The sequence below is a fragment of the Candidatus Poribacteria bacterium genome, assembly GCA_016866785.1.
Taxonomy (GTDB): Bacteria; Poribacteria; WGA-4E.
The window spans coordinates 35,131-50,342 of sequence record VGLH01000012.1 but is presented as its reverse complement, the minus strand read 5'-3'; the positions used below and the strand labels follow the sequence as shown (position 1 = coordinate 50,342).

The 15,212-nt window shown below is 63.9% G+C and carries 13 protein-coding genes; all 13 read right to left on the bottom strand.

The window, feature by feature from the left end; all coding sequences use genetic code 11:
* Positions 1-504, bottom strand: a 504-nt coding sequence (locus FJZ36_03420) for an iron ABC transporter permease (protein ID MBM3213949.1), incomplete at its 3' end; no start/stop codon positions are given.
* A complete protein-coding gene (locus FJZ36_03415; protein MBM3213948.1) occupies positions 501-1,586 on the bottom strand; it encodes a hypothetical protein in 1,086 nt (361 codons plus the stop codon). The genes FJZ36_03415 and FJZ36_03420, both read right to left, overlap by 4 nt.
* Complete coding sequence (locus FJZ36_03410; GenBank protein MBM3213947.1) at positions 1,496-2,374, bottom strand: DUF58 domain-containing protein; 879 nt, start codon at positions 2,372-2,374, stop codon at positions 1,496-1,498. Before FJZ36_03410 ends, FJZ36_03415 begins: the two co-directional genes overlap by 91 nt.
* A gap of 91 nt (positions 2,375-2,465) precedes the next feature.
* On the bottom strand, positions 2,466-3,644 hold the full coding sequence (gene ftsZ, locus FJZ36_03405) for a cell division protein FtsZ (protein MBM3213946.1): 1,179 nt from the start codon (positions 3,642-3,644) through the stop codon (positions 2,466-2,468).
* Positions 3,645-3,892: 248 nt separating this feature from the next.
* The gene (ftsA, locus tag FJZ36_03400) at positions 3,893-5,143 is read right to left on the bottom strand and encodes a cell division protein FtsA (GenBank protein MBM3213945.1); all 1,251 of its coding nucleotides are present in this window, start codon (positions 5,141-5,143) and stop codon (positions 3,893-3,895) included.
* Entirely contained in the window at positions 5,112-6,629 is a 1,518-nt protein-coding gene (locus FJZ36_03395) for an FtsQ-type POTRA domain-containing protein (GenBank protein MBM3213944.1), read from the bottom strand. Before FJZ36_03395 ends, ftsA begins: the two co-directional genes overlap by 32 nt.
* Before the next feature lie 7 nt (positions 6,630-6,636).
* Positions 6,637-7,563 carry a UDP-N-acetylmuramate dehydrogenase gene (gene murB, locus FJZ36_03390; GenBank protein MBM3213943.1) on the bottom strand — a complete coding sequence of 309 codons (927 nt, stop codon included), beginning with the start codon at positions 7,561-7,563 and terminating at the stop codon, positions 6,637-6,639.
* Positions 7,556-8,947, bottom strand: a complete 1,392-nt coding sequence (locus FJZ36_03385; GenBank protein ID MBM3213942.1) for a UDP-N-acetylmuramate--L-alanine ligase — start codon at positions 8,945-8,947, stop codon at positions 7,556-7,558. Before FJZ36_03385 ends, murB begins: the two co-directional genes overlap by 8 nt.
* A gap of 26 nt (positions 8,948-8,973) precedes the next feature.
* The gene (gene murG / locus FJZ36_03380; GenBank protein MBM3213941.1) at positions 8,974-10,092 is read right to left on the bottom strand and encodes an undecaprenyldiphospho-muramoylpentapeptide beta-N-acetylglucosaminyltransferase; all 1,119 of its coding nucleotides are present in this window, start codon (positions 10,090-10,092) and stop codon (positions 8,974-8,976) included.
* Positions 10,089-11,327, bottom strand: coding sequence for a putative lipid II flippase FtsW (gene ftsW / locus FJZ36_03375; GenBank protein ID MBM3213940.1), 1,239 nt, complete (start codon positions 11,325-11,327; stop codon positions 10,089-10,091). Before ftsW ends, murG begins: the two co-directional genes overlap by 4 nt.
* On the bottom strand, positions 11,293-12,711 hold the full coding sequence (gene murD, locus FJZ36_03370; GenBank protein ID MBM3213939.1) for a UDP-N-acetylmuramoyl-L-alanine--D-glutamate ligase: 1,419 nt from the start codon (positions 12,709-12,711) through the stop codon (positions 11,293-11,295). Before murD ends, ftsW begins: the two co-directional genes overlap by 35 nt.
* Positions 12,712-12,728: 17 nt before the next feature.
* Entirely contained in the window at positions 12,729-13,826 is a 1,098-nt protein-coding gene (locus tag FJZ36_03365; protein MBM3213938.1) for a phospho-N-acetylmuramoyl-pentapeptide-transferase, read from the bottom strand.
* A gap of 4 nt (positions 13,827-13,830) precedes the next feature.
* On the bottom strand, positions 13,831-15,204 hold the full coding sequence (locus FJZ36_03360; protein ID MBM3213937.1) for a UDP-N-acetylmuramoyl-tripeptide--D-alanyl-D-alanine ligase: 1,374 nt from the start codon (positions 15,202-15,204) through the stop codon (positions 13,831-13,833).
* Positions 15,205-15,212 lie beyond the last annotated feature (8 nt).

Here is a 15,212-nt window from a genome sequence, read left to right as displayed (position 1 = left end):
GAGCAGTATGTCCGCCAGGCTCAGGAACTTGCCCTGGCTCGCCAAGATGTAGGCAGCCCCGACTGCCACGATCCCTCCGACAAACGCGAAGGCGAGCATACCTCCCAGCCCGCTGCCAGACACCGCGGCCGTGCCGCCACTCGCTGTCATGCCCAGGAACACCGTGGCTCCCAACGATGCGCCTGGCGACACGCCGACGATGTAGGGCTCCGCCAACGGGTTCCGCAGCAGCGACTGGAACAACGCCCCGACGCAGGCGAGCGACATGCCGACGAGATACGCCGTCATGACGCGGGGAAGCCGGATGGACAGGTAGATGTAGTCGAACTCGCCGCCGCCGGACTGTCCCGTCGCCCATCGCGCCAGGATCGAGAACTGGTCGGCGAAGGAGATGGACACAGCTCCGACGGCGCACGCCGACAGAACGGCGATGAGGCTGCCGGCTCCCAAGGCTGCCAACACCCAGGCGGTGTGTACGCGCAGGGGCAATCGTAGGCGACTCATTGGCTCGGGTGGAGCAGTGCTGCCAGGGCAGTCAGCGCGACCGGGAGCCGGGGCCCGGGTCTGGCGGATTCGTCCGAGGAGAACACGTGCACGCGGTGGTTTCGCACCGCCGGCAGCGCCGGAAACCGTCTCTCGATCCACTGCGCTATGTCCGTGTTGGGAACCAGGATGACGTCCGGCTGTCGTTCCGCCAGCACTTCCTCGCTGAACTGACCGTACGGCACGCCGATGTCTGCCGCGATATTGTCGCCCCCGGCGAGCTGCATCAGGTCGTGGTGGAAGTTCCCCGGGCCCACGGTCGAGAGCGGCTCGTTCCACTGCGCCCAGAACACACGCGTTCGCGAGCCGCCGGAGCGGGCTTTCGCTTCCTGGACCGCGGCGTTGAAACTCGCGACGATCGCTTCCGCCTCTGGCTCCTTGTCGAACAGGACACCGAGGGCGTACACGGACTCCAGCAGATCGGAGAAGCTGGCTTGCGCGATGGCGAAGTACGGAATCCCGGCGCGGCGCAGCGGCTCTGCGGCGGCGTCGGTGAAGCTGGAGGCGCCGATCACGAGGTTCGGCTTCAGTGCCATGATCTTCTCAAAGCTCAGGTTGTAGTCGCCGACCTTGTCTTTCAGACCGGCTTCGGGCGGGTAATTGCAGTTGGTCGTGACTCCGACGACTTGATCGCCCAATCCCAACGCGAACACGACCTCGGTCGCGCTGGGCGCCACGGAAACGATCCTGCTGTCCGGCATCGCCTCGAACTCCGTGCCGGCGGCGTCTCGCACGGTCACGGAAGCCGCGCCGCGCGTCACCCAGGCTCCCGGGGCGAAGAGCTCCGGGTTCCTCGCCCCTGACGTCGAATCCGTGACATCGCCCTTGCGACATCCTGGGATCAGCGCCATCGCTGCCGCCAACAGACAGACCAGCCGAATCGTGTGTCGGAACACGCCAGCGTTCCCAAACATGGTTCTTCCTTGCCTCAACCAGTGCACGGCAGACCCGCTCACTTGCGATGTGAGAGGTACGTGGACAGCGCGAAGTCGAATGGCGTGGACGTGTCCATCAGGACGTAGTCGATCCCGTGCGCCCGGCATCCGTCTCGGTAGGTCGCGACGAACTGGTTCAAAGCTTCCAGGTAGCTCGCCTTGAGGACACGCGGGTTGGTCGCGAGCGTTTCGCCGGATTCGACGTCTCGGAAGATTGTTGGCTGCGTGAAGGGAAACGTCCGCTCCGACTCGTCCAGGATATGGAAGACGACCACCTCGTGCTTCATGTGCCGAAGCAGGCGGAGCGCCTTGAGCGTCGAATCCGGATCGGTCAGGAGATCGGACAGGAGCACGATGAGTCCACGCTTCACGAGTCGCGCGGAGAGCTCGTGAAGTGCCAGTCCGAGATCCGTGTCGGCGCCTGGGTCTATCGACTCGAGGGCGGAAAGCATCGCGCTCATGTGGGCTGGTGTCGCTCGAGGCGGGATGTAGACCCGGACGCGGTCGTCGACGGTCGCAATACCCACGGAGTCCCGCTGTCGCAGCATCAGATATGCGAGCGACGCCGCGACGTAGCAGGTATACTCCAGCTTGCTGCCCCGGTCCCGGGAATAGGTCATCGAACGACTGGCGTCGACGACGAGGTAGGCTCGGAGGTTGGTCTCCTCCTCGTAGCGCTTGATGTAGAACCGGTCGGACTTGCCGTAGACCCTCCAGTCGACGCGTCGAAGGTCGTCCCCAGGCATGTACTGCCGGTGCTCCGCGAACTCGACGTTGAAGCCCTGGTAGGGGCTCCGATGCATGCCGGTGATGAAGCCCTCGACGACCAGACGTGCGACGAACTCCATCCCTCCAAGGCGAACCAGCGCCGTCGGATCGAGGAAGCGATGCGGCATGTAGCCCTCTGGGAGTCGGCAGAACGAAGGGGCGTGCGGCTCAGACGGCACCCGAACCGCAACGCCCCAGACATCGCTTGCGCATGGCGACCTACTTCTTGGTCGCCTTCGGGTTCACCCTAAGGAATGCGGGGATATCCAGCGAATCGTCGCCCTCATGTGGCGCGACCGGTCGCGGTCGAGCCGTCGGCGTCGCCGAGGGCCGACCCACCGTGTCGCGGTCGTCCTCATCCGTGTCGAAATCCTTCTTGAGGATGCGGTTCAGGTCGACGACGTCGCCGGCGCTGGAGCGCGGCGTGGCGCGATGACCCGCGCGATGGTCGAACCCGGTGGCGATGACGGTCACGCTGACGTGACCCTCCATCTCCACGTCGGGGACGAGGCCGAAGATGATCTCGGCGTCTTCGGATGCCTCGTTGTGGATGATCTGCATCGCCTGGTCGAGCTCGTGGAGCGTGAAGTCCAGTCCCGCCGTCACGTTCACGAGAATGCCCGTCGCGCCACGGATCGACTGTTCTTCGAGGAACGGCGACGTGATCGCCTTCTCGGCGGCGATGGCAGCCCGGTTCTCGCCCTGGGCGGTGCCGATGCCCATCAGAGCGGAACCCGACCCCGCCATGATGGTCTTCACGTCGGCGAAGTCGAGATTGATCTCGCCGCTCTTCGTGATGAGGTCGGAGATGCTCTGGACGCCCTGCGACAGTACATCGTCAGCCCGGCGGAATGCCTGCATCAGGGGCGTCGACCGGTCCAGGTTCTCGAGCAGCTTCTGGTTCGGGATGATAATGAGTGCATCGGCGCCGGACTTGAGGGCGTCGAGACCCTCCTCGGCGACCATCTTCCGCTTCTTGCCCTCGAAGTTGAACGGACGCGTCACCACGGCGATGGTCAACGCGCCGGCTTCTCGCGCCATCTGCGCGATGATCGGGGCGGCACCGGTGCCGGTTCCCCCGCCCATTCCTGCGGTGACGAACACCATGTCGGCTCCCGCGACCATCTTCTGCAGGACTTCGTTATCCTCCTGCGCTGCCTTGCGACCGATCTCCGGATCGGCTCCCGCGCCGAGCCCACGAGTCAGTTCCGCGCCGATCTGGACCTTCTCGGCATGGTGACACATTTGGAGAGCCTGGACGTCCGTGTTCACGACATAGAAGCTCACGCCGTCCAGGTCCGACTCGATCATCCGCTTGACTGCGTTGCTGCCACCCCCGCCGACACCGATCACCTTGATCGTGGCGGCGTACTGCTGTTCCTGTTCAAACTCCAGCATCGAAAGCCCCTACTCCCGACGAACCCCAGCCGCTCTCGTCTACCAAAACGAGATCGGCTCCACACGCGACCCGACCGCCAGTGTAACATGGGCGCCCATGGGGCGCACCCTCGAAATGCCGTTCCCGGTTCAGCTTCCCGATGCGGATCGCAGCACGCCAAACCGCACCAAACAGGGAAAGGAGGCGGAAGGCGGATATCCGCCTTCCCCTCCTGTGATTCGATCTCGACCCTGGATGGGTGTCTGGACTAGAAGTAGTCCTCCTTCAGGTAGGAGTACCAGCTCTTCATCCTCTTAAGGATATTGTCGAACAGGTTCCCCTTGATGAACCGCTGGCTCCCCTTGCCGCTCCATCGTTCGCGCGTGCCGTGAAGCAGGAGCCCGACGCCCGTGGCGTGGATCGGCGAGTGGACTCGGTCGGACAGCCCTTTGAGCTGTCGCGGGTAGCCGATCCGGACCGGCATGTTGAACATCTGCTCGCTGAGCTCCTGGATGCCTTCCAGCAGAGCGCACCCGCCGGTGATGACGATGCCACCGGGCAGCATCAGCTTGCTGCGCCCTAGCTCCTGCAGGACGAGATCCATGATCTCGATGACGCGAGGCTGGATGATTTCTGCCACGTGTCGCCGCAGCGCCACCTTGGGCTTGCTCGACCCGAGCGTCGTGAGCGTGACGGTTTCGCGTTCGTCTACCGCGTCGACCAACGCTGCGCCGCTGTTGCGCTTCAGCGCTTCGGCTTCGATGGGGGTCATGCGCAGACCCATCGCCAGGTCGTTGGTGATGTGCCACCCGCCTATCGACAGCGAGGCGGTGTACATCAGCGACCCGTTCTTGTAGACGACGATGTCGGTCGTGCCGCTGCCCATGTCGATCAGGGCCGTGCCGATCTGCATCTCGTCTTCCGTCAGCACGGCTTCAGCCGACGCCAGGGGCTCCAGTACCACGTCCTCGACGGACAAGCCCGCGAGGTGAGCGCAACGAACCAGGTTCGCTGCCGACGTAACCGCTCCCGTCACGATGTGAACCGATCCTTCGAGCCGCACACCGGTCATGCCGATCGGGTCGCGAATGCCCTCCTCGCCATCGACGATGAAGCCCTGGGGCAAGATGTGCAGCACCTCGCGCTCGACGGGAATCGCCACCGCCTTGGCGGCGTTGATGCACCGTTCGACATCCTCGCGACCGATGACGTGCTTGTCGCCTGAGACCGCGACGAGACCCGTGACGTTCTGTCCCATCACATGTCCGCCGGCGATCCCGGTGTAGACAGAGCCGATCTGTACGCCCGCCATTATCTCCGCCTGTTCGACGGCTTGGCGGATCGACGCGGCGGTCTTCTCTATGTCGACCACCACGCCTTTGCGGAGACCCGTGGACTCGCAGACTCCGACGCCGATGATCTCGATGGCGTCCATGACGCCGCGGCTGACGTCCCCGATGATTGCGGCGATCTTGCTCGTGCCGATGTCAAGACCGACTACGATGTCCTCCCGCGCCATTCTGTCCTCCGCTCATTTGCGCTATGGATGATATGTATAGAGTGCTTTCGTAACGAGCGTCGTACCGCTCCTCAATCCACGGTCGTTGCTTGCGCGCGTCTGCGGATTGCGAGTCTGCGGCAACGTTCGCTCGCCGGACGTGCGATTCCTGTTCCTGATCGGCTCCAGCGGAGGCGACGGGTTCCTCGACCCGGGAACCTGCCCCAGACGCCGGAGACGGCGATGATTCCCTGCTGACATCCACGTGCGGAGACGATGGGGGCAGGGATGACGATGAGTCAGCGACGCTCGACGCGACGCCGTCAGCGTCCTCAAGTCCCGAGTATCGCGTCGGGACGGTAAGGAGGCGATGGACATAGACACGGTACAGGTTACTCAGGCCGGAACTCAGGTAACCCTCGGAGAACCACGCGGTAACTCCACGCCGAGCATGCTGGCGGAACGTGACGACCAACTGACCGTTCCCCAGCGCTCGGACACGCTCAATCGACAATGGACGCCGTTCGATCTCGTCACGCCGCAGCACACGCTCCGCAGGATCGCGCTCGACTCGCACGGTCCCGCTGCCGCCCTCGTCAGCGACAACCGCACGCACCGGCGGCAGAGGGTTCGGCACGAAATCCGACAGCGACATTCGAGCATTCATCGCGACTAGGTCCAGCGCCGATGCGAGGCTCGTCCCTTCGACATGCGCCACCGGTTCGCCGACGATAGCTAGGGGCCCCTCGACCCACGGTAGCCGACCGCTCTCACGTGCAAGCAGGACGGCATCCATTGGCGCCGGGGCCATCGGGTTTCTATGGGCGGGTGTGTGCGTCTGCGGTTCAGCTCGGAGATGCGACTCAGACCGTATCACGAATGGTCGCACCAACACAACGCCTTCTTCATCGACGATGTGCGTCTCGGAGCCGATCCGTACGCGAGCGACTGGCACGCGCTCGACGACGCGAATGACCGCCCTGCCCGGCATTTCGCGGGCGACCTCGACGCTCTTCAGATCGGGGTACGCCGTGCTCAGCGTCTCCTCGATCCTCTTGGGAACCACCTCCTGCATCGTCGTCGTGTTGATAACCAGCCCAGCGGAATCGATCAACTCGGATTCCGAGATGCGCTGGGCTCCTTCGACGGCGACCTGTTCCAGGAGGAACAGCTCCGATCCCCACGTCTTGGACGACCGATACTGGTACGCCTCAAAGCCCGCAACACCGACAGCCGCCATGGCGAGTAGGATCACGAAGTACCAACGATATCGTTTGGCACGCCGTTGCACGGTTCTGCGAGACAATCTGGAGCGTCGCGGCAACGCCGGCTGAGCGTCAGGACGGGTCGCACGTCTCGACGCGCGCTCCGTCCGGTCGCCTGCGACAACCGCCTGTGGCGGCGGCAACGCTCCGCGTCGGCGCTTCGGCCGCGGCACTGGAGCGCGATCCATGCCCAGGGACGAGCGCTTGTCGCGTCCGAACCCCTTCTCCCACGCCTCCGCCACCGACCCCTTACCGCGTCGGGCCCTGCGGACCGATGATCTTGACTTCGAGTTCAAGGTCAGCTCCAGTACTCTCCCGCACGCGCCGCCGAACCTCGTCGATCAGCGCATGAACGTCTCTTGCAGTAGCACCCTCTTCGGCGACGATGTAGTTCGCGTGGATCTCCGAGACCCTCGCCCCGCCGATGGCGAATCCCTTGAGACCGCATTCATCGATCAGCTTTCCCGCAGCTCCGACGTCCGGGTTCCTGAACACACAGCCCGCGCTCGGCATCGACAGCGGTTGCGTCGCTCGGCGCTGGTTGTAGTATGACTTCGTGCGGCGTTCGACTTCGTTGGGGTCATCCGGCTCCAACGCGAAGAGCGCTTCCGTGGCGCACACGTAGTCTCCCAGCGACGATGTCCTATACGCGAACTTGAGCTCGGACGCTGTCAGCACGCGGAGGCGGTATTCCCAATCTAGCGCCTCAGCGTCCACAACCACGTCAGCCATGCAGCGGCCGTGGGCGCCGGCGTTCATTCGGACGCCTCCGCCGACGCTCCCCGGAATGCCGAAGGCGAACTCGACGCCCGCCAACCCGTGCTTCGCAGCCTCTTTGCTGAGCACGCTCATCGGCACGCTCGCTCCAGCACGGAGCCTGCTGCCCTCGATTGAGACGGATTCGAACCTTTTGCCCAGGCGGAGAACGATGCCGCGGAAGCCATCGTCATCCACCAGCAGGTTTGTGCCACGCCCAATCGCCAGCAGCGGCACGCTCTCTTCTCGAACGATCCGAGCGACCGCTTCGAGCTGGTCCCGCGTGTCCGCCCAGACGAAAGCATCGGCGGGTCCTCCGATCTTGAAGGACGTGTGCCGCGACAGCGGCTCATCCCAACTGATGCGGAGTCCGGCGATGCTTTCCAGTCGGCGCATCCAAGCCGCGCGCACCTCACTCAAGGGCGGTTTCCTCGGCGTTCAACCACTGCAAGAACTCGGCGCCTACCTTCCACACATCGCCTGCTCCGACCGTCATGACCGTGTCGCCCGGAGCGACCTCGCGCTTGAGGTCTTCGATTAGTTGCGGCCTTGACGATGCTGAAATGACGCAACGATGACCGTGTTCACGGATCGCCGCCACCAGTCCTTCTCCGCTGACGCCCTCGATGGGTTCCTCGCCAGCTCCGTAGATTTCGGTGACGTAGACGACGTCCGCCTGATAGAACGAACGCGCGAACTCAGCGGACAGATGGTGAACGCGATGGTAACGATGCGGTTGAAAGACGACCACCAGCCGACGCTCCGGGTAGCCGGCTCGCGCCGCTGCAAACGCCGCGCGAAGCTTCGCGGGGTTGTGGGCGTAGTCGTCGACGATCAGAACGCCTTGCGCTTCGCCGACCACCTCGAAGCGACGGCGCACTCCCTGGAACGCGCCCAACGCGTCCGCCATCGTCGTGAACGGCACTCCCATTTCGAGCCCAACGCTGATCGCTGCGAGCGAGTTCAGCACGTTGTGCTCACCGGGCAGGTGCGTCCTCACCTTGCCCAACACGTTGTCCCGGTAGCGGGCGATGAACTGGGTGTTGACGCCGTTGAACATGAGGTCCGACGCGGTCACATCGGCGTTGGTCGCGATGCCGTAGGTCATGAAGCGCCGTTGAACCTGGGGGATCAGCGCCTGGATGTTCTCCTGGTCGAGGCACAGGACCGACATCCCATAGAACGGCACCCGGTTCACGAAGTCGAGGAACACTTGGCGGATTTCGTCGATGTTCCTGTAGTAGTCGAGGTGGTCCGCGTCGACCGAGGTAACGACCGCGATTGTGGGGTCGAAGCGCTTGATGCTGCCATAGGCTTCGTCAGCTTCGACGACCATCAGTTCGCTCTTTCCGGCTCGCGCGCCGGAGTCGAGGTGCACAAGCCGTCCGCCGTCGATCACCGTCGGGTCTAGCCCTGCATGCTCGAGAACCGTGCCGACGAGGGCAGTCGTCGTTGTCTTGCCGTGGGTTCCTCCGACAGCGATCGAATACTTGAGCTTCATCAGCTCAGCCAGCATCTCGGCGCGGGCGATCACGGGTATCTTCCGCCGACGAGCTTCGACGATCTCCGGGTTGGATTCGGGCACCGCTGAGGAGACGACGACGACGTCCGCGCTGCCCAGGTTCTCGGCGCGATGCCCGATTGCCACAGCCGCTCCCAGGCTGCGCAATCGACTCGTGTTCTCGCCGTCGGCGAGATCGGATCCGCTGACCGCCATGCCGTGCGTCATGAGTATTTCAGCGATGCCGCACATGCCGGAGCCGCCGATGCCGATGAAGTGGATGGTGCGCGTCTTGCCGAACATCTCAGCCCCCCAACTCGCGGTCAGCGCTACAGGTATCTCTCGATGGCGTCCGCCAGGACTCGCGTTGCATCGGGTCTGGCAATGGAACCCCATGCCGCGGACATCGCACCCAACCTCGCGTCGTCCGTCAGGAGCGACGTGATCGTCCGCGCGAGCGCCTGCGCATCCAGCGGCGATGACTCCATGACGACCCCGGCTCCCGCTCTGGCTGCCGCTGCCGCGTTCCTGGGCTGATCCTGGGAACCGGGCAGCGGCACGAAGACAGCCGGGACGCCGCACACAGCCAGCTCAGATACCGTCATCGCCCCCGCGCGGCACACGACCAAATCGGCTTCGGCGTAGACCGCCGCCATGTCCGTGATGAAGGCTTCGACACGGACATCGTGCGTCGCGCAGAGCGCGCCCACGTCTTCGGAAACGGGGTCGTCATTCAGCGACTGCTTGTAGGCTTCCTGAATCGCCGAATGGTCGCCGTGTCCGGTCTGATGGACGATCCGCACCGACATCCGCCGCAGTTCAGGCAGCGAGGACACGATCGCGTCATTGATCTGTCGAGAACCCTGGCTGCCGCCGAGGACGACGAGTGTGCGCACTTCGTTCCGTCCTTGCCGCTCACGCCTTCGGTGAGCAACGCCGAGGATATCGGGACGGATCGGGTTCCCGCTCACGCGCGCCTTCGACGATCCGAATCCGGCGACCGCATCTGGGAAACCGACGTGGACCTCCGTCATCGACTTTCCCAGCCAGCGGTTGGTCTTCCCAGCCAATGTGTTCGATTCGTGGATGATCGTGGGTATGCCCTGTCGCGCCGCCATCGCCAGGAGCGGTCCGCAGACGAAGCCTCCCGTGCCGAAGACCGCTGCGGGGTTCTCACGCCGCAGGACGCTTCGGACCTGCACCAACGAGCGACCCAGGGTCGCGAGCGCAGGAATCCATCGCACGCTGAGACGACCGGGGAAACCGGCGGCGGCAACCGAAATGAATCGATATCCGGCATCCGGCACCATCTGAGCCTCGATCCGCGATCTGCTCCCGACGAAGGCGATGTCGATGCCCAGGTCCCGGGATCGGAGTTCATTGGCGACCGTGATAGCAGGGAGCACGTGACCCCCCGTTCCTCCAGCCGCGAACAAGACGCGCTTCATCGTTCCGCCTCGTCGGGTTGGGCGTAGCGCGACACATTGAGCAGCATGCCGGCTGCGATGAGCGTCATCATGAGCGACGACCCGCCATAGCTGATGAACGGCAGCGTGAAGCCCTTCGTCGGCAGGAGACCCAGCACCATGCCGATGTTCACAATCGCCTGAAGGCACAGCAGGATCGTCACGCCGAACGCGAGCATCTGCATGAACGGATCGCGGACCCGGTACGAGATCATGACACCGCGCGTCGCGAGCGCTGCGAAGAGCGCAATGACCGCCGCTCCGCCGATGAACCCGAGCTCTTCGCCGATGACCGCGAAGATGAAGTCCGTATGGGGCGCAGGCAGGTAGAACAGCTTGTAGATGCCTTCGCCCAGACCGGTTCCCCACAGACCACCGGCGCTCAGTGCGTTATACGACTGCCAAATCTGATAGCCCTTGTCGTCTGGCGTCGGAGCGGTTCCCCCGATCCACTTCACGAACGACGTGACGCGCTGGAACCGGTAGCTGTCCGAAACGATGAGCAGGTACGCCGGTATCGCCGCCAGAATGCCCAGCAGAACGACGTGCGACACGCGAGCGCCACCCGCGAGCAGCATCGTGAAGACCACAGCGCAGATGAGCACCGCCGATCCGAAGTCCGGCTGGAGGATCAGGAGCCCCACGACGACGAGCATGACGATCACGTTCGGCAACACGCCTTGGAAAAGGCTCCGCACGCTCTTGTTGCCGGAGCTCAGGAACCGCGCCACATAGATGATGAGCGCGATCTTGGCGATCTCGACCGGCTGGAACGGGAAGATGAACAGCCGTATCCACCGATGGAAACCTCCTTTGCTTGACGAGATGCCCGGCACAAACACCAGGATCAAGCCGATGAGGGACGCCAGGAGGATCGGCTTGGCGTTTCGGGAGAAGAAGGTCATCGGCACGCGCATCGCCACGACGCCGCCGATTGCGCCGAGCGCTGCGGCGATCAGTTGGATGCGGAAGTAGTTGATGGTGGACCCAGCACGATCCGCGGACATGGCGGCGCTCGAGCTGTACACCATGACCAAGCCGATTGCCGTCAAACTGACGATACAAAACGCGAGGAACGGGTCCACCTGCAGCCAGAGCGGCAGACGCGCCTGGCGAAGACGCGGCGCGCGCTCTTCCGCCAGCGTCTCCCTGGCAGCCCGGAACGACTGCCGCGCGCCTTCGTCAACCCAGTTCTCGGACGGCTTGCTCAAACGCATCCCCGCGTTCCTTCCAGTTCGCGAACAAGTCGAAGCTCGCGTGTCCGGGAGACATGAGGACCGTGTCCCCGGCGAGAGCGACGCGCGATGCGATCTGAACCGCCTCGTGCATCGTCGAAGCTGTGCTGAGTGGAACGACTCCCGAGAACGACTCTGCCAGCCGAGACGTGTCCTTGCCCAGAAGAACTAGATGGCGCGCTCGGTCTTTGACGGGCTGCAACAGGAGACCATAGTCGTTGCCTTTGTCTACGCCGCCCATGATCGCGACGATACGCCCATTTTCGCAGTCTGTCGCATCGAACGCGGCGCGAACCGCTGCGATATTCGTCGCCTTCGAATCGTTGATGTAGCGGACGCCGTGTATCTCGCCCACCAACGCGTAGGCGTGAGGGATGCCTCGGAACCGGCGTAGCACGCCGCGAACTGCCTCGGAATCGACGCCCAGCGGCATCGTCGTGGCAATCGTCGCCAACGCGTTCAGCACGTTGTGCTTGCCGGGAACGCCGATGTCAGCCACTGAAGCCACGACGGTTTCCGTCCCGCCCTCTCGCCATATCAGCAAGTGACCGTCGAGTGTCGCGCAAGTCGGTTCGCCGTGTTTCACGCCGAACGCGATGCGGCGTCCGGCGCTGGATGCCGCGATACGCATCGCCACGGGATCGTCGGCATTCGCGACGATCAGATCGTCTGGGCGCTGGTTCTCCGTGATCCGCGCCTTCGCAGCGACGTATTCGCCCATCGATGCGTGGCGATCCAAGTGGTCTGCGCTGATGTTCAACACGACGGCGACGGACGGTCGGAACGTCTCGATGCTCTCGAGCTGGAAGCTGCTCACTTCGGCGACGATTGTGTCGTCCGCGCGGCTTTCCATCGCTTCGGCGCACAGAGCGATGCCGATGTTCCCCGCGACGCGCACCTGAGAGCTCAAACCGTCGCTGAGCGCGTGTCCGATGAGAGTCGTCGTCGTGGATTTCCCCTTGGTTCCCGTGATCGCGACAAATGGAGCCGATGTGAGCCGGTACGCCAGTTCGAGCTCGCCGATCGTCGGGATTCCCGCGTCGCGAGCCGCCCGCAGCATGGGCAGGTCGTACGGCACGCCTGGTGACATGACGACGAGCTGCGTGTTCTCCACCAACTCGAGAGGATGGCTTCCGTACACTCCGCGAACGCCGCGAGTGGCGGGATCATCGGACAACAACTGGAGCTCGGTTCCCAGCTCGACTTCGGGGCGGACATCGTTCGCGACGACGGCTGCTCCCAGACGCGACAACACCTGAACCGCCGCGACGCCACTCACCCGCCCGAGCCCGACGACGAGAACCCGGAGCCCGGCGAACCGCGAGCGATCCGACATGTCGTGCGGCTTCAGGACGTGCAGTGGCATGGGTGCGATGACCTGGGCTAGCGCAGTTTGAGCGTGCTGACGGCGACCAGGAGCAACAGCGCTGCGACGATCCAAAACCGGACCGTCACCTTGGGTTCGGGCATACCGCCCTTTTCGAAGTGGTGATGCAGCGGCGACATGCGGAGCAGGCGTTTGCCGCCCGTGCGCTTGAAGTAGAGGACTTGCGCGATCACGGAGACGGCTTCGGCGACGAAGATGCCGCCCATGATGACGAGCAGCAGCTCTTGCTTGATCGCCACCGCCATCGTGCCGATCGCCCCGCCGATCGCCATGGAACCCGTGTCTCCCATGAAGACCTGGGCTGGGTAGCAGTTCCACCAGAGGAACCCGAGCCCGGCTCCTACAAGCGCCGTCCCGAAGATGACCAACTCCCCGGAGTCCGCGTTGTGAGGAATCGCCAGGTAGGTCGCGACGTCGAGGTGACTCGTGAGGTAGGCGAGGATCGCCAACGTCCCGACCACGAATATGGAGCACGTGATGGCAAGACCGTCGAGTCCGTCCGTCAGATTGACCGCGTTCGCCGACCCGACGATGGCGATCATCGCGAACGGCACATAGATCCAGACGGGCAGTTCTGGATGGACCGTCTTGAAGAACGGCACCGCCAGCGTCGTCGGCGACGACATCGTGCCTGAGCCCACCTCAGTCATGTAGATGGCGATTACGGCTGCCCCGACGAACTGTAGAGCCAGCTTCGCTTTCCCGGTCAGTCCGAGCGATTGCTTCTTCTTGATCTTCGACCAGTCGTCAAGGAACCCAATCGTCCCAAACCAGACGACAGCGAACAGCGCCATGTGGATGAATGGATTGCTCAATCGGGCCCACAGAACCGTGCTCGCCAACCAGGCTCCCGCGATGAGCAAGCCGCCCATGGTCGGCGTGCCCTGTTTCGAGTAGTGCGACTCGGGTCCCTCGCGCCGGATGTACTGCCCGAATTTGAGCTTCTGCAGCCAGCGGATTGTCGCCGGTCCCAGCAGCAGCACCAGTAGGAACGACAGGATTGTCGCATAGACAGCCCGAAACGTGATGTACTGGAACAGGCGGAACGCAGACACGAATGGTTGCAGTTGCTCGTACAGCAGAAAATAGAGCACGCGATCATCTCTCCTGGGCTGTCAGCGACTGCAGAATCGACTCCAGCTTCACACCGCGCGACGCTTTGAGCAGCACCACGTCTCCCGGTTCCGTCCCGTCCTGGATGGCGGAGGCAACGTCTTCCGACGAAGAGCAGCGCAGAATGGCGTGTATTCTCGACCCGTGCGCAGCCTGTGCCATCGCATCGGCATGGGGACCCATCGGCACGAACACGTCGCAGGCATCGGGAGTCAACTCAGACGCGACGCGCTCGTGCAACGAGGGCGATTCCTCGCCCAGTTCGAGCATTTCGCCGAGCACGATCCACTTCCGACCGGACGCGCCGAGAGCCCGCATGAACGCCCACGCGGCCCGCACGGACGCGGGGTTGGCGTTGTAGGCGTCGTTGTAGACCACGACGCCGCGCACCTCGACGCGCTCCATCCGCATCTTGGGCGGGCGAGCGTCGCGGAGACGAGCGCAGATGGCATCGGCGTCGACGTTCATGAGCGTGCCGATCGCCGCTGCCGCCAAGGCATTCGAGACGTTGTGGGAACCGGGCGTCGAGAGTTGAACACGCATCGGCGAGCCGCCCAGGATGCTCAGCTCGAACGATGGGATCGCCTGGGAGTCGAGAGTTATGTCGGTTCCACGAACATCTGCGCCAGTGGACGAGCCGAACGTCAGGGGATGCCTGCACCGTGGAACGAGCGCGGCGACGAGCGGGTCGTCTGCGTTCAGGATGGATCGATCCGTCGCGAGCGGGAGCTCGCTCTTTTCGCGCAGCACACCCTTTTCGTCGCCGAAGAACTCCGTATGCGACGCCGTGACGTTGAGAAGAACTCCGACGTCGGGAGTCGCCAGATCGACGAGCGACGCGATTTCCCCGGGATGGTTCGTGCCCAGTTCCAGGACGACGTATCGATGGTGCGGCTCGAACCTCAACAACGTGCGTGAGACGCCCAGAACGTTGTTGAAGCTCGCCTCCGCCTTGAGCGTGTCGGTTCCCAGGATGGCTGCCGCGAACTCCTTGGTCGTCGTCTTTCCGTTGCTGCCGGTGATGCCAACCACGGGAACCGCGATGCTGTGCCGCGTTTCGCGCGCCCAGCGAGTCAGCGCCTCGGTCGTGTCATCGACGCCGATCAGCACGACATCCCTGTCGTTCAGGTCGATGCCACGATCACGCCGCACGACTGCGCCACGGCAGCCCCGACTGACGGCGTCGGCAACGTAGTCGTGCCCGTCGAACCGTTCGCCAGCGAGAGCGACGAACAGGTCTCCGGGCGCGGCAGTCCGGGAGTCGGTCGAAACGGACGTGAAGGCGGTGTCCGCAGGACCCCGGAGGACAACGCCCTGGGTGGCTTGAGCGATACGCTCAGCGGAGAGATTCACGATGATTCCCTGTG